Source organism: Pseudoalteromonas sp. SG45-3, from assembly GCF_014164075.1.
GTDB classification, from domain to species: Bacteria; Pseudomonadota; Gammaproteobacteria; order Enterobacterales; family Alteromonadaceae; genus Pseudoalteromonas; species Pseudoalteromonas distincta.
The window spans coordinates 224,334-246,018 of record NZ_JACJEN010000001.1 but is presented as its reverse complement, the minus strand read 5'-3'; the positions used below and the strand labels follow the sequence as shown (position 1 = coordinate 246,018).

20 protein-coding genes are annotated in these 21,685 nt (G+C 39.1%); 12 read left to right on the top strand and 8 right to left on the bottom strand.

The features are described from left to right. Positions 1-219 precede the first annotated feature (219 nt). From hppD to H5126_RS01060, 4 genes are all read left to right on the top strand, one after another. On the top strand, positions 220-1,266 hold the full coding sequence (gene hppD, locus H5126_RS01075; RefSeq protein ID WP_002958202.1) for a 4-hydroxyphenylpyruvate dioxygenase: 1,047 nt from the start codon (positions 220-222) through the stop codon (positions 1,264-1,266). A 135-nt stretch (positions 1,267-1,401) separates the two neighbouring features. Continuing rightward, entirely contained in the window at positions 1,402-2,715 is a 1,314-nt protein-coding gene (gene fahA / locus H5126_RS01070; RefSeq protein ID WP_182721535.1) for a fumarylacetoacetase, read from the top strand. Positions 2,716-2,858: 143 nt separating this feature from the next. Then, a complete protein-coding gene (locus tag H5126_RS01065) occupies positions 2,859-4,022 on the top strand; it encodes a M23 family metallopeptidase (RefSeq protein WP_039487126.1) in 1,164 nt (387 codons plus the stop codon). Next, the gene (locus H5126_RS01060; protein WP_182721408.1) at positions 4,012-4,494 is read left to right on the top strand and encodes a polymer-forming cytoskeletal protein; all 483 of its coding nucleotides are present in this window, start codon (positions 4,012-4,014) and stop codon (positions 4,492-4,494) included. The genes H5126_RS01065 and H5126_RS01060 overlap by 11 nt, the downstream gene beginning before the upstream one ends. A 21-nt stretch (positions 4,495-4,515) precedes the next feature. Here the strand turns inward: H5126_RS01060 and H5126_RS01055 are convergent, their stop codons facing one another. Continuing rightward, positions 4,516-4,989: a hotdog fold domain-containing protein gene (locus H5126_RS01055; protein WP_024595671.1), complete on the bottom strand. Its 474-nt coding sequence runs from the start codon at positions 4,987-4,989 to the stop codon at positions 4,516-4,518. Positions 4,990-5,172: 183 nt separating this feature from the next. Between H5126_RS01055 and H5126_RS01050 the strand changes: the two genes are divergently transcribed. The 3 genes from H5126_RS01050 to H5126_RS01040 all read left to right on the top strand — a co-directional run bounded on the left by H5126_RS01050 (position 5,173) and on the right by H5126_RS01040 (position 7,544). Next, entirely contained in the window at positions 5,173-6,372 is a 1,200-nt protein-coding gene (locus tag H5126_RS01050) for a multidrug effflux MFS transporter (RefSeq protein WP_182721407.1), read from the top strand. Then, positions 6,369-7,013, top strand: a complete 645-nt coding sequence (locus H5126_RS01045; protein WP_024595670.1) for a LysE family translocator — start codon at positions 6,369-6,371, stop codon at positions 7,011-7,013. The genes H5126_RS01050 and H5126_RS01045 overlap by 4 nt, the downstream gene beginning before the upstream one ends. A gap of 66 nt (positions 7,014-7,079) precedes the next feature. Further along, complete coding sequence (locus H5126_RS01040) at positions 7,080-7,544, top strand: methylglyoxal synthase (protein WP_002958191.1); 465 nt, start codon at positions 7,080-7,082, stop codon at positions 7,542-7,544. 19 nt (positions 7,545-7,563) lie between these two features. On the opposite strand, the gene yegD is transcribed toward H5126_RS01040, so the two are convergent. From yegD to H5126_RS01010, 6 genes are all read right to left on the bottom strand, one after another. After that, on the bottom strand, positions 7,564-8,928 hold the full coding sequence (gene yegD, locus H5126_RS01035; protein WP_024595669.1) for a molecular chaperone: 1,365 nt from the start codon (positions 8,926-8,928) through the stop codon (positions 7,564-7,566). Positions 8,929-8,990: 62 nt separating this feature from the next. Continuing rightward, positions 8,991-9,833 (bottom strand): DNA ligase, encoded by an 843-nt coding sequence (locus H5126_RS01030; protein ID WP_182721406.1) that lies wholly within the window; start codon positions 9,831-9,833, stop codon positions 8,991-8,993. Between the two features lie 33 nt (positions 9,834-9,866). Continuing rightward, positions 9,867-10,523 carry an HAD family phosphatase gene (locus H5126_RS01025; RefSeq protein ID WP_024595667.1) on the bottom strand — a complete coding sequence of 219 codons (657 nt, stop codon included), beginning with the start codon at positions 10,521-10,523 and terminating at the stop codon, positions 9,867-9,869. 75 nt (positions 10,524-10,598) lie between these two features. Beyond that, positions 10,599-10,898, bottom strand: coding sequence for a hypothetical protein (locus H5126_RS01020; protein ID WP_002958185.1), 300 nt, complete (start codon positions 10,896-10,898; stop codon positions 10,599-10,601). Positions 10,899-11,003: 105 nt separating this feature from the next. After that, on the bottom strand, positions 11,004-13,268 hold the full coding sequence (locus H5126_RS01015) for a TonB-dependent receptor (RefSeq protein ID WP_024595666.1): 2,265 nt from the start codon (positions 13,266-13,268) through the stop codon (positions 11,004-11,006). A 414-nt stretch (positions 13,269-13,682) separates the two neighbouring features. Next, complete coding sequence (locus tag H5126_RS01010) at positions 13,683-14,543, bottom strand: mechanosensitive ion channel family protein (protein ID WP_002958183.1); 861 nt, start codon at positions 14,541-14,543, stop codon at positions 13,683-13,685. 196 nt (positions 14,544-14,739) lie between these two features. Here H5126_RS01010 and H5126_RS01005 point away from each other — a divergent pair, with 196 nt between their 5' ends. The 5 genes from H5126_RS01005 (at position 14,740) to H5126_RS00985 (ending at position 20,636) form a co-directional block, all read left to right on the top strand. Then, on the top strand, positions 14,740-14,946 hold the full coding sequence (locus H5126_RS01005) for a hypothetical protein (RefSeq protein WP_002958182.1): 207 nt from the start codon (positions 14,740-14,742) through the stop codon (positions 14,944-14,946). A 213-nt stretch (positions 14,947-15,159) separates the two neighbouring features. Then, complete coding sequence (locus tag H5126_RS01000; protein ID WP_182721405.1) at positions 15,160-17,295, top strand: M3 family metallopeptidase; 2,136 nt, start codon at positions 15,160-15,162, stop codon at positions 17,293-17,295. Between the two features lie 114 nt (positions 17,296-17,409). Continuing rightward, the gene (locus H5126_RS00995) at positions 17,410-18,261 is read left to right on the top strand and encodes a carboxylate/amino acid/amine transporter (protein WP_024597044.1); all 852 of its coding nucleotides are present in this window, start codon (positions 17,410-17,412) and stop codon (positions 18,259-18,261) included. 69 nt (positions 18,262-18,330) lie between these two features. Continuing rightward, entirely contained in the window at positions 18,331-19,656 is a 1,326-nt protein-coding gene (locus H5126_RS00990; protein WP_182695991.1) for a glycerophosphodiester phosphodiesterase family protein, read from the top strand. A gap of 245 nt (positions 19,657-19,901) precedes the next feature. Next, entirely contained in the window at positions 19,902-20,636 is a 735-nt protein-coding gene (locus tag H5126_RS00985; RefSeq protein WP_024597042.1) for a dienelactone hydrolase family protein, read from the top strand. 19 nt (positions 20,637-20,655) lie between these two features. Here H5126_RS00985 and H5126_RS00980 read toward each other — a convergent pair whose 3' ends face one another. After that, positions 20,656-21,579 carry a LysR family transcriptional regulator gene (locus H5126_RS00980; RefSeq protein ID WP_024597041.1) on the bottom strand — a complete coding sequence of 308 codons (924 nt, stop codon included), beginning with the start codon at positions 21,577-21,579 and terminating at the stop codon, positions 20,656-20,658. Positions 21,580-21,685: the final 106 nt, after the last annotated feature.

The window sequence follows — 21,685 nt, the reverse complement described above, 5'->3', positions numbered from 1 at the left end:
TAATCAAAAAACCGCCACTAAAACTGTTTACTTTTACAGCGTGAAAATTTTCTACTGTATTGACTCAAAACAACTTGGACACAAGCGTCCTATAAAATTTACACACCACTCAATTACTAAATACCCGGCTGCTCTTCCCCTAAATCTAATTCTGGTTAATTATCTTGCCATTAACACAACAACACATAATCGCAGTGCTTAATTGCGGGAGTAATAATAATGAGTGAAGTAAATAACTATTTGGGTTTAGTCGGTATTGAGTTTACCGAGTACGCAACACCTGATGCTGATTATATGGATAAAGTATTTACTGATTTTGGCTTCTCTAAGCTTAAAAAATTCAAAGGTAAAGACATTGTTTATTACAACCAAAACGATATTCACTTTTTACTGAATAACGAGCGTGAAGGTTTTTCTGCAGAATTTGCTAAAAGCCATGGCCCTGCTATTTGTTCAATGGGTTGGCGTGTTGAGAATGCGCAAAAAGCATTTGAAACAGCTGTAGAACGTGGTGCAAAACCAGCGACCGACTCAACGCATAAAAATATGCCTTACCCTGCGATCTATGGTATTGGCGACAGCCTAATTTACTTTATTGAACAATTTGGCGACAAAGGCACTATTTACGAAAGTGATTTTGAAGACTTAGAAACGCAAAATGTTGTAGAAGATAAAGGCTTTATCCGAATCGATCATTTAACCAATAACGTTTATAAAGGCACCATGGAAAAATGGGCTAACTTTTATAAAGACGTATTTGGTTTTACTGAAGTACGCTACTTTGACATTAAAGGTCAAAAAACAGCGCTTATTTCGTATGCACTTAAATCGCCATGCGGCACCTTCTCTATTCCAATAAACGAAGGTAAAGGTAACGATAACAACCAAATTGATGAATACCTTGGTGAGTACAACGGCCCAGGCGTTCAACATTTAGCGTTTTTAACAGATGACTTAGTAAGCTCTCTTGATAAGCTTGATAAATCAACAATTGCCACTTTAGATATTATCCCAGAGTACTACGATACTATTTTTGACCGTGTACCTTGGGTTGCTGAAGATAAAGAAAAAATTCGTGAGCATCAGATACTCGTAGATAGCCAAAGTGAAAATTGTTATTTATTACAAATTTTCTCTAAAAACTTATTTGGTCCAATTTTTATAGAGATGATCCAACGCGTTGATGATGGTGGCTTTGGTGAAGGTAACTTCCAAGCATTATTTGAATCAATCGAACGTGACCAAGAGCGTCGCGGCGTTTTATAAAATATTTGAGTAAATTAAAAGCAGCGACCTTCGCTGCTTTTTGTCGTTTTAATATTTAAAATGTATGGCTCAAAGTGCAAGTATGCTTAAATAAATACTCCATTGTTGCCATACAGTTAAACCAAAGGAAATGTAATGAGCCTAATTAACGAAACCCATGATATTAATTTAACAAGCTGGGTAGAGTCAGCTAATGTTGCCAATTGCGACTTCCCTATTCAAAACTTACCATTTGCCGAGTTTCGTCGCAAAGGCACTAACGAAGTATTTCGTGGCGGTGTTGCGATAGGTGATCAGGTTATCGACCTTGCAAAACTAAATGAGCTAAATGTATTTACAGGCGACGCTAAAACAGCACTCGATGCAGCGAGCGAGTCAACGCTAAATACATTTATGGGTTTAGGGCAGCAATATTGGTCAGCACTTCGTTTGGCCCTTTCAAAAGCATTACGCGAAGGCGCTGATTGTCAAAAAGATATTGCGAGCGTATTAATATCGCAAGCTGATATTGAATTTTCATTACCATGTCGTATTGGTGACTACACCGATTTTTACACTTCTATTTATCATGCAACAGCAGTAGGTAGTTTATTTCGCCCTGATAACCCATTACTACCTAACTATAAATGGGTACCAATTGGTTATCATGGTCGTTCTTCATCTATTGATGTGTCTGGGCAAACATTTCACCGTCCTAAAGGACAAACTAAAGCACCTGATGCTGATGTACCCTCATTCGGCCCATGTAAACGCCTTGATTACGAGCTAGAGCTTGGCATTTACTTAGGTAAAGGCAATGCGCTTGGCGATGCAATTGCAATCGAAAATGCAGAAAATCATGTATTTGGCTTTTGTGTGTTTAACGACTGGTCGGCCCGTGACTTACAAGCTTGGGAATACCAACCATTAGGTCCGTTTTTAGCGAAAAACTTTGCATCAACAGTGTCTCCTTGGATTGTTACAACAGAAGCACTCGCACCGTACAGAACAAGTTGGACCCGTGATGAAAACGATCCACAGCCAATGGACTATTTAGAATCAAAAGCGAATCGCGACCAAGGTGCTTTTGATATTCAAATGGATGTTAGAATTCAAACGCAAAAAATGCGTAGCGAAGGCCATAACCCAACGCGCGTATCAACATCTAGCTTTAAGCACTCTTACTGGACTGTGGCACAAATGGTTACTCATCACACAGTAAATGGCTGTAACTTTATGCCAGGTGACATGCTAGGTTCGGGCACTCAGTCGGGTCCAACGCACGAAGAAGCAGGTTCATTACTTGAGCTTTCTCGTGGCGGTAAAGAAAAAATCACGCTAAGTAATGGCGAACAACGTAGCTTTTTAGAAGATGGCGATAACGTTATTATGCGTGGCTGGTGTGAAAAAGAAGGCTATGCACGTATAGGTTTTGGCTCTGTAGAGAGTACTGTAATACCGGCAAAATAATACGCATATTAAAAAATTTATTAAAAGGGCTGCTTACTAAAAGCAGCCCTTTTTTATTAATTTTTGAACAGTTACAATTTTTTTCTAGCTTTTTTAACTCAAATTGCTATCTTAATTCGGTTAATAGCCAGTGTTTATATGCCATGTCAGTATTTATAAAGTCTTTTTATCATAAATTTTTCCCTGCTCGTCAGCTACTTATTCGTCAAAATGGCGAAGTTAAGCATGTTGTTTTAGCCTCTTGGTTTCAACTTCTTGTAGCGTTGCTTATTTTAGTCACTTTTACTTGGCTGAGTATTTCAAGCTTTCGTGTTTATACACAAACAAATAAAATCTCTGACATAAAACAAAATCAAATAACCGAGCAAACGCTGTGGCAACAAAAAGTCAGTGAGCAACAAGCCCTTCAAGCAACGCAGTTAGAGCAACTTGCAATTCTTGAGCAAAAGCAGGCGCTACTGCAAAGCATGATAGAATCCCTTCCTGCTTCAATTAGCAAAGACGTTATTAAGCTTGATACAGAACTTGATGTACCTATTAATGAAAATGGCAATGAATTTCATGAACCATTAGTCGATGAAAATCAAAAAGGTAAACAAGCACAGTTAATCGCTCCAATTACATTCGCAACAAGAGTGGCCAACTTAAATAATCATTATGAGCAAAGCTTTACCTATTTAGATAACCAAATTAGTGAACGTCACCAAGCCATTTTAGCTATGGTTAAAGGCGCAGGAATTGAGTCTGCGCTTGAGCAACACCTAATATTAAGCGCCCAGACAACTGCACAAGGTGGGCCACTTGATATATTTAACGAAACAAAAATTCCGAGCCACTTTTTAGCCATCGTTGATAAGCTATTAATATTAAATAATTTAGAAAACTTTTTAACTGAGCTACCAAATACCCTGCCTTTAGCTAAAGCTAAATACTATATTTCGAGTAATTTTGGCCTTAGAAAAGATCCCATGAATAGTAATCATGCCTTTCATAAAGGAATTGATTTAGCCGGTTGGCATAAAACCGAAATATTCGCTCCAGCAGACGCTGTAGTGCTTCGTGCCGGTCGTAATGGTGGTTATGGTAACTTTATTGAGCTTGAACATAAAAATGGCTTAGTGACTCGATTTGGACACTTAAATAAAATTAAAGTAAAGAAAGGTCAATCAATCACTAAACATGATGTAATCGGTTTAATGGGCAGCACCGGCCGAAGCACAGGCACGCATTTACACTACGAAGTATTACTTAATGGTAAACAAGTCAATCCTCTAAAAATAACAAAGGCGCTTTCTCGTGTTTGGTAGAAAAAAACAAAAAACAGTTAGCTCTAATTTAAAAAGAGTGAATCACACACCGTCTATTATTTCTGAAGACGTACGCCTTACAGGCACTTTAGTTAGCCAAGGTGAAGTACAGCTTGATGGCCGTATTGATGGTGACATAAAAGTGGAGCATTTAGTTATTGGCTCAGCGGGAGTTGTTGAAGGTATTGTTGAAGCTAAAAGCGTTATTGTTAAAGGTAAAGTTATTGGGTCAATTAATGCCAGTGAAGTAAAAGTACAAAGTGGCGCTCATGTTCATGGCGATGTATTTCACGATACATTGAGTATTGATGCAGGCGCAGTAATTGAAGGCAGTTTAAAGCAACGCTTTGAAAAAGAAGAGCCGGAACTAATTTCGAAAGAACTAAAACCCGCAAAAGAAGTTAAAGCATTATTGAAAGAAGATGGCAGCGACTTATCATTTGTAAATAAACAAGCCACTGATAAAAGCTAAGTCAAATTAGCTTTACGTAAATTAATTTTTCTCAGTAATGTACATAGTAATATCTGCAGTGAAAACAAGCTCATTGCGGGTATTATACAGTTTAACCGGTACTACTAAGTCTTCTTTATCAATCCACTTATGTGGTAAATCAATTTCAGCGACTGCTCGTACATCTGTATCTACTTTAGCCAAATACCTAACTGTCATCCCTTTTGGGATCCAACGATGCGTTTTAACTGGCACTGTTGCATCAACCATTACACCTGCACACAATTCAGCTAAGTTACACTGCGCAATAGCATGAATAGTTCCAATATGATTATGAACGCTTCGGCGGTTTTTAACCACCGCACTACAATGGCCCTCTCTCAAATCGAGTACGTAAGGTTTCATCGAACCAAAATATGGCGCTTTAAAGCAAACAGCTTTAGTAAAAAGCCAATTCCCAAAAGGTAGGCGCTTAAATTTATGCCATGTTTGTACAAGTGCAGATTTATTACTCATTATTATTTTCCATCAACAGTTACTTTTTTAAAATTAACACATCAGACCAGTTTTAAAAAGTGCATTTATGCTGGCTTTTTCGCTTAATCCAATCAAAAAGTAAGAATGACGGCCTATGCAGGGGTCATAAGCCCTTTCTTTTTTATGAGTGCCCACCTAAAATACTCGACAAAAGGAGACTCAATGCAAACACAGCCCGCTAAACCTAATATGACTTTGTTACTTATCTTAGCGTTACTCGTTATATTTTGCCCTATGGCAATCGATATTTACCTACCTGCTTTTCCAACTATTGCAGAACAATTTGCAGTTACTGAACAACAAGTACAGCAAACCGTTGCTATTTTTATGCTTACAGTGGGTTTAGGCCAATTAATTGCGGGCCCTTTGGCTGATAGATTTGGCCGAAAACCAGTGGCAGTAGTGGGCATTAGTTTGTATGCAAGCTCTGCATTACTCGCATACTACTCGCCTTCTTTTGAGATATTACTAATAGCACGTGCTTTTCAGGGATTTGGAGCGTGTGCCACATTTGTTGTCGCATTTGCGATAGTGCGTGATAAATATGGCAGTGAACGAAGCGGACAAATGATTACCTACCTTAACGGGATTGTGTGCTTTATTCCGGCAATGGCACCTATTTTAGGGGCTTGGCTTACCGTACAGTTTGGCTGGCGTATGAACTTTATGTTTTTAACCGCGTTTGCTATTTTGGGCCTTATTGTTACCCTATTCTTTTTTAGAGAAACTCGTCCTGCTGATAGCCATTATCAGGGGCATATTTTAGATTTACGTCGCTTTACACCGATTATTAAAACACCGGTATTTTTGTTTAATAGCCTAATTTGTATGGTCTCAATGTCAGCCATATTAGTGTATGTAACGCTCTCACCAGGCTGGCTTATTACACATTTAGGGGGTACCGTAGCCGACTTTACTTTTTGGTTTACGTTAAATGCCGTAATAAGTATTGTCGCAAGTTTTATTTTACCTACCTACATTAAACGAAATAGCCAACGTGCTTTGCGTGTCGGTGTGAGTGTACTGGTTTTCTCAGGCATTTTAATGCTAGCCTTGAGTCATATAGAAACAGCATTTGCGCTTATGCTACCTATCTTAATTGCTGCATTAGGGTTTGCTTTAAGTTTAGGCTCTGCTGCAGGAATGTCTCTGTCTAGCTTTCCTAAACAAGCAGGCACAGCCTCTGCATTACTCGGTGCTATGCAAATGAGTGGCGCGAGTATACTTGTTGTTTTAACCCAATATTTAGGGCTAAGCACACCGTGGTTGATTGCTTTTCACTTATTATTGCTAGTTCCGCTTTGGCTTATTTTAATGAGCAAAAAAGCACATACTTTACACCCGGCTAAAAGTACTCAATGATCAATCCTGACTTTCTAGTCTCATTTTTATTAGCCAGTTTTTTAATGGCAGTAGCGCCTGGGCCATCAAATGCATTTTTGATGGCGCAAACATTTGCTAATGGTCGAAGTGCTGGTATGCAAAGTGCTTTTGGTTTTGCATTAGGTGGGGTTGTTCATACGCTATTTGCTGTTGTAGGCCTAAGCGCAGTACTGAAAGCTTCCCCTAGTGCCTATGCCGCAGTGCAATATGCAGGCGCAGCATACTTATGCTATTTAGGGTTTATGATGATTAAAGGCACGCTAAAGCAGCCAGAGCCGACATCTGATGACAAGCAAACCGATAAACCGCATATAAGTACCAGTAAAAAAAGTAATGTCATGTTTCAGGCCATGATGACTGAAGTATTAAACCCTAAAGTAGCATTATTCTTTATTGCATTTATTCCACAATTTGTAGATCCAACGCTTTCATCGGCTACTTTTCAGCTCGCATTTTTTGGCTTACTTTACCCTCTTTTTGCTTTTCCGATTGACTGCACGTATATTTATTTTGGCGACAAAATTGCACAGTTTTTTAGACGTAACCCAAATAGCCAACTTTGGATTGATAGGATCACTGGCATTGTATTTATTGCCCTTGCTATCAATCTATTATTTTAACTAACCTGCACTTTGGTTAAGAGATTTATTCTTCCGAGTTTAGGTTCATCAATAAAAAGAATTAGCATGGAACAAAAAACACAATCTCTTCCCGCACAAAAAAATATTGCTTTAGTGGCACACGATGGTAAAAAAGCAGCACTAAAATTATGGTGTGAAAAGCACAAAGAAATACTAAGTAAGCACACTTTATATGGCACAGGTACTACGGGGCATTTAATTCAAAAAACTACGGGGCTTGATGTAGTTCAGCTTTTAAGTGGTCCTATGGGCGGCGATCAACAACTTGGCGCTAAAATAGCAGAACATGAGATACATGTTTTAATATTTTTTTGGGACCCATTAGCATCACAGCCTCATGACCCTGATGTTAAAGCGCTGCTGCGTTTAGCAGCTGTTTGGAATATTCCGGTGGCGTGTAATGAAGTGAGTGCAGATATGTTATTAAGCTCACCGCTTATGGACGTAGAGCTTGAACGCACATTGCCAGATTACGAAAAATACCTCGCAACCCGACAAATAGATCTTTAAACCTCAATTGTAATCTAGGTTATTTATAAAGCATGCTGGCCCATTTAGTCAGGCCAGCGGTTACACTACCAAAGTGATCCCCGTTAACCATCTTTATATCGCCTAAGTGCTCACTTAAAGCCGCTTTAATCAATGGTGACTGTGCACTACCGCCTGTTAAGTAAATAATGTCTGGCGTGGTCGCAGCGTCGCTGATTGCTTGTTTTGCTAAAGTAACTATTTGGCTAATACTACTCTCAACGGCAACAGCTAAATCTCTTACAGATACATTTTTATTCAGCCCACTATCTAAAAAACTTAAATCACAATCAAACACACTAGCAGACGAAAGTGCTATTTTAGCCGCTTCACCTTGTTGCACTAACTGATGGCCTTGCTTGTTTTGCTGTAAATGTATTAAACGTTTATAAAGCTCAGGTGCACTTACATCACGTAATTGTGCGTTTAGCTCTCGGGTATGGCTTTCACTATAAAATTGGCTTTGTAAGTTTACATCGTTAATTTTACACGCTTGCCAAAACGCTTGATTAGGCAAAGGCAAACCCGATTTAAACGTACTACCTAAACCCAATAACGGCATTAAACCATGAAAGCTCAAAGCAATATCTAAATCGTTTCCGCCAACACGTTTACCACTGTGAGATAAAAAATCGCTATCGCGCTGGCTATTTCCTCTAAAGCTTGGGCCCATTTGTACAAATGAGCAGTCACTTGTACCACCACCAATATCAATAACGAGTACTTTTTGATCCTGAGTTAAATCACTCTCGTAATCGATACCCGCAGCAAGTGGCTCATATAAAAACTCTACGTCTTTAAAACCAGCACGTTTAGCAGCACGCTCTAAAATACCGACCGCTTGTTGATTTGATTGCTCACCACCCACAGCTTGAAAGTTTACTGGGCGACCAATCACTGTTTGTGTAAGTGTTTTACCTAAAGAGAGCTCAGCACGTTGCTTAATTTTTAAGATCATCGCGGTTGCGATATCTTCAAAAAAGTTAATTTGACCTTGCTTTAAACCTGTTGCACCAAAAAATGATTTAGGAGACTTAACAAAATAGCCTTCTTCAGGAAACTGCACGTACTCGCTAATCGCTTCACGACCAATAAATAGGGTTTCATCTGAAGGTTGTAAATCAAGGTCTGACTTAATACGAGGTAAGGTATTTAATAATGCTTGGCGCTGCGTTAAAAAGTCATGCTCATGGGCTGTGCCATGTAAATGCTTAGCAACAAAATCAACAACCAACGCGCTGTGATGAGTGTAAAGTGTAGACGGTAAGTAATGTTTTCCTTGCTCTAGCGGTACTAATTGAACATTACCCTCGCTCATTACACCCATAGCACAATTAGAACTACCGTAATCAAAACCTACAAACATACTTCACCACACATTACCAAAAAGGCCGCGCAATTTAGCACACTTTGTAAAATTTATAAATGTTATAAACTATCTCTGACCCGTAAAAAACTGGCAAAACGCGGTAACCCATTTTTTGTTAAGCCATGAAATCGGTACGTTACAGTACTACCAATCTCCGGTGGGATGGAGCGCTGTGCATCATTAAACCCAGTACCAATAGAAAATACCTGCCCCTGCGCTGTTTTTACCCTTAATGCCCCTAACATACCTTGATATTTACCTTTGCCTGGTAAGTGCGCAATTACAACCGCTTCTGCATCTAAATAAGGTTTTAATTTTAGTAATGCATTACTTCTTCCATTGCTGTGCTTCGCGCTGGCCAAATGAAGCATTACGCCCTCGCCGCCCTGCTTAGTTATGTTCTCAAAATACTCTGTAAGTTGCTCATTATTTGTAAAGCTATATTGAACTACAGCACTAATGTGCGGCGAGTTTAGGCTAGTAATAAGCTCATTATAGTTTTTATAGCGAGTGCTAAAAGGCAGATTTTTATCTGGCATATCAAATACTTTATAAGTAATAGTTTGCCAATCATGATTATTAGGTTTTTTAGTTCTGACTATGCCACTAAGCGCAGAAAAGTGCTCACGTTTAGTCCACAGCTCACCATCAAGCCATATATTTGGCAATGGCGCTGTAAACCAACTTGGCGCATTGATAATATTACCCTTACGAGTGACAAACTCCGTGCCGGTCCAGATAGCTCTTACGCCATCATATTTTTCACTGACTAAATATTTACTTACATCATAATGCTTCGTTTCGTCATATACTTTAGCCAGTAAAACAGACGGTTGTGCTGCACTTATGCATTGCGTAAAAAGTACAATAACAATTAAAAGCAGGTGTTTAATAGTAAACATTGGCGCATCCAAGCACGTAAAAGTTGGCTTAAACTATAGTTGAGATTGCGCCCATTGCCAAAACTCATCTAAGTTGCTCATTTGATAGGTAGCTTGGCTAAAGTCGTGATCTTTAGTATGGCTATTGGCAATGGCTACAACACGTAACAAAGCATTATTAGCAGCTGTTACCCCTGTGTAAGTATCCTCAACAGCAATTGCATTGCCAGGTTGTATATTTATCTGCTCAAGTGCCAGTAAATACGGATCCCCTGCAGGTTTAGGATTAGTTACATCATCTTTTGTAACCACCGTATCAAACAGCTCATAAAACCCTAAGCCTTTCAGTATTGGCATAGCTTCACTTTTAGCACTGCCTGTTACTAGCGCCATTTTTAAGCCACTCGCTTTTACAGCTTTCAATGTTTGCTCTGTAAATGGCATCAGTGGCGGTAAATGTGTTACTACATATTCACCAAATAAACGGTATTTTTCATCTGCTAAAAACTGTGCACTTACCGATAAGTTATGCTCTTGCTTAATTTCAATTGCGGCTTCTAAAGTGGGCCGTCCCGAAAAGCGCTGACAAAAATCATTTTCTAAATAACTAACACCGTAGGGTTTAAGTAATTTACTCCAGCATACAAAGTGCATGCTTTCTGAATCAACTAATGTGCCATCCATATCAAATAATATTGCTTTTAAAGTCATCCTCATTCCTTATTTAACTTGTGCTAAATTTTGACAATAAAAAAGGCGCCTTAAGCACCTTTTATATAAATACAGTTATTGCGTTAAGCCTGCTGGCGGCTCACCCGTTGCTTCCTCTCCCGTTTCAACATCAACAAGCTCGTAGCCACGCGTTTTACGTACAACTTTAAGTACTGGTTTATCAAATGCAGTTTTTAAACGCTCAGAGTCATCTTTCAACTCATCTAAGGTTGTTCCAAAAGGGGCTGCGCCAGTTTCTGACCAGTTAGTTACTTTACCATTTAGGTTATATTCTACTTCATGTATTTGATATTGCGCTGCTTCGTCTTTCGTTGCTTCACAAAAAATTACACGGTAATTCCAAAATCCAGCCATCTTTTTATCTCTTTAAATTAATTAACGCTACTTTACCAGCTTTATAAAAACATAAAAGCCTGCACAAGGCAGGCTTTTAAAAATTAATATAATTTAAGGTTATCTCTAGAAGAAGTTAACTTTAAATTCAGCACCAACATAACGCTCTTCGTTAACAATACCTGTATTGTTATTGAAATCTACAGCGCCAATAACTTGTTGCTCGTCAAATAAGTTACGAACAAACGCAGCAACTTCGTATTCGTAATCGCCTTCAGACCATGTGTAACCTGTACGAAGACCTGTTTCAATAAGCTCTTTACCTTCAAACTCTACTGATTCGTAAAGGAACATATTGATTTTACTACGATAAGAAATATCACCGCTTGCGAAGAAGTTACCATCGGCAAGTTCTTTAGTGTAGCGAAGCGTAAAGTTAGAGATCCACTCAGGAGCATGCGGTAAGCTATTACCATCAAGTACAGCAAGACCAGAACCATTAATTGGGTCAGTTACAGTACATTGAGCACAAACAGCGACAGCTAAATCGTTATCTTTAATTTCTGTTTTATTGTAGCTTAAGTTAAACGTTGCATTAAACTCATCGCTTAATACCCACTGCGTATCTAACTCAAAACCATAGCCAGTCGTTTTATCAGCATTAACTAAACGGTTAAAGTTAGCACCACCGCCTACAGCAGTAAGCTGTTGGTCGTCCATCGTGTAGTAAAATACAGTTGCATTTACACGGCCTTGGCCGTCTAGCACGTCTGATTTAATACCTGTCTCGTACGATGTTACCGTTTCTGACTCAGCTGTTGTAACGTCATCACCAAATAAAATACGACCTTGTAAACTAGGTGCGCGGAAGCTGTTTGCTACACGGCCGTACCAGTTAACATCATCGTTTACTTTATAGTTTGCAGATAAATCCCAGCTAACATGGTCGTCACTAACATCACGCTCTACAAGTAATGCACCGCCACCAATTGGGCTAAGTGTACGATCAGCTACAAAATCTTTATCATCATCAGAATAACGAAGGCCCGCTGTTACTTTTAAATCATCTGAAAAAGTATAATCTACAGAACCAAATACAGCCCATGCAGTTGTGTCTTGTTGTTGGCGAACATAACCATTTAAAGCACCAGCATTAGGTGTTGAGAATGTATCGTAGCTGAAGTTTTCAATCGTTAGCTCTTCATCAAAGTAAAATACACCTACTTGATAATTTAAGTCACCATCAAAGTTACTAGATAAACGTAGCTCTTGCGTCAACTGGTCGTGATCTGGAATGCCATCAGCACTTTCTGAAGAGAAAGGGATAAAACCGGGTCCCATGAAATCTGGAATATAAGAAGCACCATAACCGCCGTCGATGTCAGCGCGAGAATAAATTTCAGCACTTTCCCATGCAGAAATAGAAGTGATTGTGTGGTTTTTAAGTTCCCACTCAAGCTTTAAGCTTGCACCTTCCGATTCTACTTGTTGAGTAGAGCGAGATGCCGCATCTTGATAAACAACATCATTTTCGTAGTTATCTACTAGCTCATTAGTACCCGCTTTAATTACATTTGCACGAAAGGCAATTGGTGAGCCATCTAAGTCACGTGTGTGATAGTTTAATAAAGCAGTAAAATCATCGCCTTCATATAAAAACTGAACGCGTGCCGCTTTTTCAGTGTAACCACCTTGCTCATCTTTAGCTTCAAAGCCTGGAGCTTGGTTATCAATGTAATCGTCTTTGTCTTGCCATAATAATGAAACACGAGCAGATAAACGGTCAGTTAAAGCACCACCTACAGCACCACTTGTATCTACAGCACCACGGCTACCGTATGAAACAGAGCCATAACCATCAAATTCTTGGCTTGGTTTAACAGTATCAAACTTAACAAGGCCAGCTGGCGTGTTACGGCCAAATAGCGTTCCTTGAGGACCACGTAATACTTCTACGCGTTCAACATCAAATACTGGGAAACCTTTTAAAATTGCATTTTCTTGAACTACTTCATCAACAACAAGTGATACTGGTTGTGATGCATTCAAATCGAAATCGGTATTACCTAAACCACGAACGTAAAAGCGTGGGAATGAACGACCAAATGAAGACTCAATAGATAAACTTGGAATTTTCGCATTTAAAAAGCGAATATCCATACCTGCAGAGCTATATGCATCAAGGTTATCACCTTGTAATGCAGATACAGCTACAGGTACTTCTTGTGCATTTTCTACGCGTTTACGGGCGGTAACTTGAATAACTTCTAGTTGATTGCTTTTTTTAGCCGTTTCTTCTTCAGCGGCGAATGCTGAAATAGATGTGCCAGCAGCAGATAGTAGTGCAGCGTTAATAATTGTCGCTATTGCAGATTTCTTTAATGATTTCATGTCGGGTATTAACCTTTAGTATGCACTCTTGTTCAACGGTTTTTTGTGTTGCGCAATGTATTCATTGCGGGCTCGTACAATTTTTCGCGACTTGCTATATGGCGCGCGGACCTCATCACCGAGAGTACAAAACGGAGTAACAAGGCTGAACGAACGATTAAGATTATACCATTGTGTAATAATTTTACTGCATAAATATGAACATAAATGGAAACTTTTTTGCAACATTTAACTACAAGATTACGTGTTTTTATCAATATTTAGATGCAAAAACCTAATAATGAGGACATATGTCCTTTATTGAAGATCGCGAAGTGAAGTAGGAAAAATGGATTACCTTCCATATTAACCCAAAATAGAAACGTTGTGGTTACTCATAAAAAAGTCACCCGCAAGCGACTTTTTTTATTAGAACTACGACCTTTTAAAAGCAATTTCACCATCTATATGAATATCGCGCTGTGGAAACGCAATCACTACATCATGCTCTTCAAATACAGCATAAATACTAAAACGAATATCACTGCGCACTTTTCTAAGCATGGTTTCAGACTCGGCGCATACCCAAAAAATAGCATTAAATACAAGCGAGCTATCTGCAAAGTCATCAAATAACACTGATGACTTTGGATTAACCAATATTGCATCATGATCATCAAGCACTTGCTGGATAAGCTTTTTAACCAGTATAACGTCTGAACCATACGCAACGCCGACACTGACCGATGAGCGTGCATTGCCATCTATCAGCGTCCAGTTTGTTACTGTATTTTCGAGCAATTGAGAATTAGGTATAAGCATATGTACGCCGTCATTTCGGCGAATACGTGTAGAACGCGTATTAATAGTTTCAACTACGCCCTTTGCGTTACCTACCTCTAAAAAGTCACCAATGCGAATTGGACGTTCCCACATCAATATCCAACCGCTGATAAAGTTATTAATAATGTTTTGTGCACCAAAACCTACACCAATAGCAATCGCACCGGATACAAAAGCAAATGCCGTAAGCGGGATGCTGAGCACTTCAAGCGATGTAAAAATTAAAATTGCGATACTTAAAATAAAGTAAATACGAGTAAACAAATGCACTGCATCTTGGCTTATTTTTTTAGCGAGTAATGTTTTTTTAATAAGCTTGCCAATACGTGTGACTACAAACCACATAGCAAACAATATAAGTGGCACTTGAATTACTTTTGCTACCGTAATATTCACATCGTTATAAGTGAATATTACAAAGGCTAAGTATTGATTAATTTGTTCGAGGGTCATAAGTGTTCCCAATATCTTTTTTGATTGTTATTTGTTCACTAAAAATAAGTGTGGTTCAGTTTTCGCTAAGCTTAGCACGTCATAATATAACTAAAACGCCAAGTTAATAAGTTCAATATGAATTTTATAAACAATTTATTAACTCTTTATTGCACCGAGTGCTATATAAATAGTGTACAAGCACTGGAGATCACATATGACACAACTTACTCTAAATCAAAGACTCGCTACTTTGCAGCCGCAGGTAGATTTAAAATTGTTTGAAAGCAGCCTAGATTACCGAAATAAAGTTTTGTGCTTGCTCGCCGAACAAGAGCAAACTCTAGCAACTATTAATAAAGAGTTTGGGCAGCAATCTAATAGCTTTGGCTCAGAGAAAAAATTTGTTTTAGGTTATAACTAACCCCCTCTCAAGCACACAATCGTATAATTAAGTAGCTTTAACGTTTGATTTTAGAGCTACTTTTACCCACCTTAATACTAATTATTAGCTAATTTGCGTTCAAATCCCCCTTAATACCGATAAACTTTATTGTATAAACCCACAAATTTGATAAGTTAACTAGGTTTTTCGACTCGCAAAGCCTATTTCGGCTAATCTTTTTATGGAGTTATTATGCGTAAAACCCTGATCGCCACTACTATTGCTAGTGCCCTAATCCTATCGGCTTGTTCTTCTAACGAACCTCAAGACATGGCAAAAGAGAGCGCAGCACAAGTGCAAGACATGAACGCAAACAATGTTTTATTCAAACCAAGCCCATTACAATACATGGCACCTGAGTTTGATAAGTTTGGTACAAAAGACTACGAAGCCGGCTTTGATGCTGGTATTGCTCAGCATACTGCGCAAATACAAGCTATTGCTAACAACCCAGCTCCTGCAACTTTTAAAAATACATTAGTTGAAATGGAAATGTCTGGCGAGCTACTAAACCGTGTATCAGCTGCTTTTTATAACCTTTCAGGTTTGATTTCTGATGACGAATACCAACGTATAAGTAAAAAAATGGCGCCGGTATTATCTGCTCACTCTGACGACATTTACTTAAATGGTGCATTATTCAAGCGCGTACAAACTATTTACGACAACAAAGACTCGCTTAATGCTGAAGATCAACGCCTTGTGGATTTTTACTATAAGCAATTTGTAAAAGCAGGCGCTAAATTAAATGACGCTGAAAAAGCAAAAATGCGTGAAATCAACTCACAACTTGCAGAGCTTTCTACTGCGTTTTCTCAAAACATTTTAAAATCGTTTAAAGAAGATGTTATTGTAGTTACAGATAAAAGTGAATTAGCAGGTCTTTCTGAAGGTGAAATTGCCGGTCTTGCAGCTTCAGCTAAAAAAGCAGGCAAAGACGGCTACATGATCACGCTTGTTAACACAACACAGCAGCCTATCTTAAGCAGCCTTGAAAACCGCGACCTTCGTGAGCAAATATTTAAAGCCTCTGCTAACCGTGCAGCAAAAACTAATGGCCCAATTATTATTGAAGAAACAAACCTACGCGCTCAAAAAGCAGAGCTACTAGGGTTTAAAGATTGGGCATCGTATGTAATGACTTCGCGTATGGCACAAACAACTGACAACGTGTATGGCATTTTAGATGACTTAGCACCAAAAGCAGTTGAAAAAGCTAAAATTGAAGCCGCTGCTATTCAAAAAGTAATTAACGATTCAGGTGAAAGCTTTGAGCTTAAACCATGGGATTGGGCTTTTTACGCAGAAAAAGTACGTGCTGAAAAGTACGACTTAGATCCTGCCCTTGTTAAGCCTTACTTTGAAATGGATTCTGTAATTCACGATGGTTTATTCTTTGCAATGAACAAGCTATACGGTATTACATTTAAAGAGCGTAAAGACTTACCGGTTTATCATGAAGATGTTACAGCCTACGAAGTATTTAACGCTGACGGCAGCGCCATCGGTTTATTTTACTTAGACCCATACGCACGTGAAGGTAAGCGTGGCGGTGCATGGATGAGCGCTTACGTAAGTCAAAGCGGCTTAAAAGGCACTAAACCAGTTATTTACAATGCGCAGAACATTCCAAAACCTGCTGCAGGCGAGCCTACGTTAATGACGTTTGACGAAGTGTCAACTATGTTCCATGAGTTTGGTCATGCGGCGCACGGTTTATTCTCTGACGTTAAATACCCAAGCTTAGCAGGTACTGCTACAGCGCGTGACTTTGTTGAGTTTCCGTCGCAAGCGAATGAAGATTGGATGATTGAACCTACGGTACTTGCTAATTACGCCAAACACTACAAAACAGGTGAGCCAATTCCACAAGCTTTACTTGATAAAGTACTTGCATCGCAAAAATTCAACCAAGGTTTTGGTACCACTGAATATTTAGCAGCTGCTTTACTTGATATGGAATGGCACTCGTTTGGCTCAGATAAAAAAATTACTGATGTTCAAAAGTTTGAAAGCGATGCGCTAAAAGCACACGGTATTGATTACTACCCTGTACCACCGCGTTATAAATCAAACTACTTTAGCCATACATTTGCCGGTGGTTACTCTGCGGGTTACTACGCATACCTTTGGACTGAAGTATTTGCAGCCGATGCCTTTGCACATATGGAAAACAACGGCGGCTTAACACGTAAAAATGGTGATAAGTTCCGTAAAGAAATCCTATCTAAAGGTAACAGCCGCGACTTAATGCAAAGCTACATTGAGTTTAGAGGTCAAAAACCAACTACCGACGCATTACTTAAGCGCCGTGGTTTAGTTGAGTAAATAACTTAATTTATTAAGCTCACTTTTATAAAAGCCCGCTTGCGGGCTTTTATTGTTTATACCCTCACATATAACAGATAAACTTAGCTCAATATTTATTAAAAGATGATGGTTATGCAGTACTTATTTGCAGTCACTTTGCTTTGGGCGTTTTCGTTTAGTTTAATTGGTGTGTATTTAGCAGGCCAAGTTGACGCTTGGTTTAGCGTATTAATACGCATAGCACTGGCAACACTGATTTTTTTACCTTTTTTAAAGCTCAAACAAACGCCTAAACCTTTAGCCTTAAAGCTTATGCTGATTGGCGCTATACAACTTGGTGTTATGTATAGCTTTTACTACCACTCATTTTTATTTTTAACCGTTCCCGAAGTGCTGCTATTTACTGTAATGACTCCTTTGTACATTACCCTGCTAAATGATGTATTGAACAGACGCTTTAACCCACGCTTTTTTATAGTCGCACTTATTGCTGTAATCGGTGCAATTACTATTCGTTACGAAAACCTAAATAGCGATTTCATAATCGGCTTATTAATCGTTCAAGGGGCGAATATAAGTTTTGCTGTAGGCCAAGTTACCTACAAACGATTAATGAATAACAATCAGCTTGATGATAAAGCCGTATTTGGATGGTTTTTTATAGGCGCACTTATTATTGCCACAATTTGCTATGCATTATTTGGTAACTCAAACAAATTACCAACCACTTTCACACAGTGGGGCATACTAATTTATTTAGGGTTGGTTGCATCAGGACTTGGTTACTTTATGTGGAATAAAGGCGCAACCCTTGTCAACGTAGGTGCTTTGGCAGTTATGAATAACTTGCTTATTCCAGCTGGGATTATAATTAACGTGCTGATCTGGAACAGAGATGCCGATATAGTTCGGTTAAGTATTGGGGCTGCTATAATGTTAGGTGCATTATTGGTCAATCAAATGCTTAATAAAAAAGTAAATTAATAAGCTTGTAGCAAAATTGTCATTAATAATCATTAAGGTAGTACAAATTTTACTTTTTAAGGATAAACAATGAAACGTATTACCTTACTTACAAGCTGTATATTGTTAGCCACACTTGCAGGCTGCGACGACGATGTAGAAATAGTAGAAAAAGAAGTGGTTGTTACCAACACCGAAGTGGAAATTGTTGAAGTACCTACGCCCATTGTTGTAGAGGTTGCTGAAGGAGTAAATATTCAGCTAGGGACTCGCCCTGACTATTTAATTAACGATATGGCGCAAAGCACACTAAAAACAAAATTAGAGTCATGCAGCGAAGGTCCTTTTTACCGCACCGATTTTTCTATTGGTCATCGCGGTGCATCAATGCAATACCCCGAACACACTAAAGAAGCCTACATTGCGGCAGCGAGAATGGGCGCTGGCATTGTTGAATGCGATGTTACATTTACAAACGACAAAGAGCTTGTTTGTCGCCACTCTCAATGCGATTTACATACCACAACTAATATTTTAGCTATTCCTGAACTTGCAGCTAAATGCAGTGTGCCATTTACACCAGCCGACCCTGCTAATGGTATTGCCGCATCAGCTAAATGTTGTACCAGCGATATAAGCTTAGCGGAGTTTTTAACCCTTGAAGGTAAAATGGATGGTGCAAACACTAATGCAACGACCGTTGCCGATTACATGGATGGCACACCAAGTTGGCGCACTGATTTATATGCCACCAACGGCACATTGATGACCCATAAACAAAGCATTGCACTGTTTAATGAGCTAGGTGTAAAAATGACACCAGAGCTAAAATCGCCACAAGTAAGTATGCCATTTGATGGAATGACACAAGAACAATATGCGCAAAAAATGCTAGACGAGTACACGCAAATGGGTGTGCCAGCCTCAAAAGTTTATCCGCAATCATTTAACCTTGAAGACGTAAAATACTGGATTAACAATAACCCTGACTTTGCAGATAAAAGCGTATACCTAGATGGACGTGACAGTGAAGCCGGATTTGATCCAAGTAACCCACAAACATGGCAACCGGGTATGGATGAGTTAGTGGCTGATGGGGTGAAGATTTTAGCTCCTCCAATTTGGATGATGCTAACAATAGATAACGAAAGTAATATTGTGCCATCGCAATACGCTATTGACGCAAAAGCAGCAGGTTTAAAGCTTATTGCATGGAGCCTTGAGCGCTCGGGCCCGCTTAATGAAGGTGGAGGTTATTACTATCAATCAATTGCTGATGTTATAGATAACGATGGCGACATGATGACAGTAGTCGACGTACTCGCAAAGGACGTGGGGGTAATGGGTATTTTTTCAGATTGGCCGGCTACGGTAAGTTACTACGCCAGTTGTAATAAAATGCCTGCAAGTATTTAATACCAATCTGCTTATATATGGGGTCTATTTAACGTTAAGAAAATTACGCTAGAACTAGGCAAAATTTTTTTTATCTAGTTGTTCTAAATAAAAAATTTTTAACGACGTTGTAGTGAAATTTAATTCGTTAAATTGATCAAAGATTTATGCAGGTTGGTATAAATACTCAACGACAAAAGTCGTATATTTTATCGCGCTCAGTTACCATATCAGCATATATAATTTTATTTTACTGAGCGCTTTTTATGATAATCCAACAACATAATGCTGACTTGCCAACACCGACAGGTTTAATGCGAACAACTGTATATCGCCCTCAAGCGCAAGGACAGTTCCCTGCTATCATTTTTTATTCTGAAATATTTCAGCAAACTGCCCCCATCGCACGCAGCGCAGCTATTTTAGCAAGCCATGGCTTTGTAGTGTTAGTGCCTGAAGTGTTTCATGAGTTAAACCCTATAGGCACTGTGCTTGCTTATGATGATACAGGTAAAGACAAAGGCAATGCCGACAAGTGGGCAAAGCCACTTGAGCACCACGACAGTGATACACAAACTATGATCGACTTCATTAGATTACAAAGCTATTGCACAGGCTCCGTCGGCGCAATGGGCGTATGTATTGGCGGTCACTTAGCTTACAGAGCGGCACTAAATCCTGAAATTAATGCGGCTTTTTGTTTATACGCAACTGATATTCACAGCAATACATTACCTGCGCAACCTGGAAATAACTCATTCGAGCGTATGGCTGATATACAAGGCGAAATTCACTTTATATGGGGCAAACAAGACCCGCATGTGCCAAAAGAAGGCCGCGCTAAAATATACCAGCAATGCGTAAGCACAGGCATCAATTACCAGTGGCAGGAAGTTAACGCACAGCATGCCTTTATGCGTGATGAAGGTGAGCGATACGATGCAGCCCTTGCGATAAATATGTATCAACAAGCGGTGGCATTATTTAGCCGAACTTTATAAATGCTGTAAAAACTACTCATTAAGTACTTTTCAGCATACCTAAAGCGGTATGCTGTTTTACAAAGTATGCTTTTAAGTAATCAATAAACAATCGTAGCTTTTTAGAGCCCGCAGCCCCTGGCGGAAATACCCCGTAAAGCTCAATATCTTTGCTTTTATAATCATCTAATATTATTTCAAGCAGTCCAGCTTGCACTTTTGGCCACGCATCGTAAAGCGGAATACGCCCAATGCCATGCCCTGCTTCAACAAAAGCAGTACGAGCAGCGGCATTATTGGTGCTTAAGGCGCCTTGCATTGTAATATCGTGTTTTTTGCCATCTTTTTGAAGTGTTAATGTTTTACTGCCCAATTGATAAACGACCCATTGGTGCTCTGCTAGCTCTAAAGGCGTTTTAGGTTTACCAAAATGTGCAAAGTATTCAGGCGCGCCACAAATACAAGTGCTCATTGTAGTCAGCTTGGTTGCCTGCAAGTTGGAGTCACTCAGTGCCACGCCCCTAATTGCAAAATCAAACCCATTTTTAATAATATCAACCACATCGTCGGTAAGCTGTAAGTCTATTTGAATTTTAGGGTATTGGCGCTTAAACGTATTTATTGCAGGCACAATTAACTGCATTCCCACATTTACTGGGCAACTAATTTTAAGTAAACCTTGTGGCTCGCTCTTTATATTTTCTATTTGCTGATTAGCCGCATTAGCTTGTTCGGTAATTATTCTACAACGCTCATAATAAGCAATGCCCGCTTCAGTGAGCGCCATGGTACGGGTTGAGCGATTTAGTAAAGTAACTTCAAGCTGCGTTTCTAATTTTTTTAAATGATAACTTGCAACTGCTCGCGTAAGCCCTAGCTGTTTGGCAGCAGCGGTTAAGCTGCCCTGCTCTACAATTTGTGCAAATACAACCATGCTCTTTAACTGCTCAAACGACACTTTCATAAATGCTCCGTAGTGTGTTTTAAATTCAACCTTTTTATTGTATCAATTATTAAACCAATAAAGTTAAATTTATCATCGTTGTTTAAAGCAGTGTTAGTGCATATAG

Bases quoted from the DNA above. Each gene is read 5' to 3' on its own strand.
- hppD (WP_002958202.1), top strand. From the start codon at position 220: ATGAGTGAAGTAAATAACTATTTGGGTTTAGTCGGTATTGAGTTTACC.
- fahA (WP_182721535.1), top strand. From the start codon at position 1,402: ATGAGCCTAATTAACGAAACCCATGATATTAATTTAACAAGCTGGGTA.
- H5126_RS01065 (WP_039487126.1), top strand. From the start codon at position 2,859: ATGTCAGTATTTATAAAGTCTTTTTATCATAAATTTTTCCCTGCTCGT.
- H5126_RS01055 (WP_024595671.1), bottom strand. From the start codon at position 4,989: ATGAGTAATAAATCTGCACTTGTACAAACATGGCATAAATTTAAGCGC.
- H5126_RS01050 (WP_182721407.1), top strand. From the start codon at position 5,173: ATGCAAACACAGCCCGCTAAACCTAATATGACTTTGTTACTTATCTTA.
- H5126_RS01045 (WP_024595670.1), top strand. From the start codon at position 6,369: ATGATCAATCCTGACTTTCTAGTCTCATTTTTATTAGCCAGTTTTTTA.
- H5126_RS01040 (WP_002958191.1), top strand. From the start codon at position 7,080: ATGGAACAAAAAACACAATCTCTTCCCGCACAAAAAAATATTGCTTTA.
- yegD (WP_024595669.1), bottom strand. From the start codon at position 8,928: ATGTTTGTAGGTTTTGATTACGGTAGTTCTAATTGTGCTATGGGTGTA.
- H5126_RS01030 (WP_182721406.1), bottom strand. From the start codon at position 9,833: ATGTTTACTATTAAACACCTGCTTTTAATTGTTATTGTACTTTTTACG.
- H5126_RS01025 (WP_024595667.1), bottom strand. From the start codon at position 10,523: ATGACTTTAAAAGCAATATTATTTGATATGGATGGCACATTAGTTGAT.
- H5126_RS01020 (WP_002958185.1), bottom strand. From the start codon at position 10,898: ATGGCTGGATTTTGGAATTACCGTGTAATTTTTTGTGAAGCAACGAAA.
- H5126_RS01015 (WP_024595666.1), bottom strand. From the start codon at position 13,268: ATGAAATCATTAAAGAAATCTGCAATAGCGACAATTATTAACGCTGCA.
- H5126_RS01010 (WP_002958183.1), bottom strand. From the start codon at position 14,543: ATGACCCTCGAACAAATTAATCAATACTTAGCCTTTGTAATATTCACT.
- H5126_RS01005 (WP_002958182.1), top strand. From the start codon at position 14,740: ATGACACAACTTACTCTAAATCAAAGACTCGCTACTTTGCAGCCGCAG.
- H5126_RS01000 (WP_182721405.1), top strand. From the start codon at position 15,160: ATGCGTAAAACCCTGATCGCCACTACTATTGCTAGTGCCCTAATCCTA.
- H5126_RS00995 (WP_024597044.1), top strand. From the start codon at position 17,410: ATGCAGTACTTATTTGCAGTCACTTTGCTTTGGGCGTTTTCGTTTAGT.
- H5126_RS00990 (WP_182695991.1), top strand. From the start codon at position 18,331: ATGAAACGTATTACCTTACTTACAAGCTGTATATTGTTAGCCACACTT.
- H5126_RS00985 (WP_024597042.1), top strand. From the start codon at position 19,902: ATGATAATCCAACAACATAATGCTGACTTGCCAACACCGACAGGTTTA.
- H5126_RS00980 (WP_024597041.1), bottom strand. From the start codon at position 21,579: ATGAAAGTGTCGTTTGAGCAGTTAAAGAGCATGGTTGTATTTGCACAA.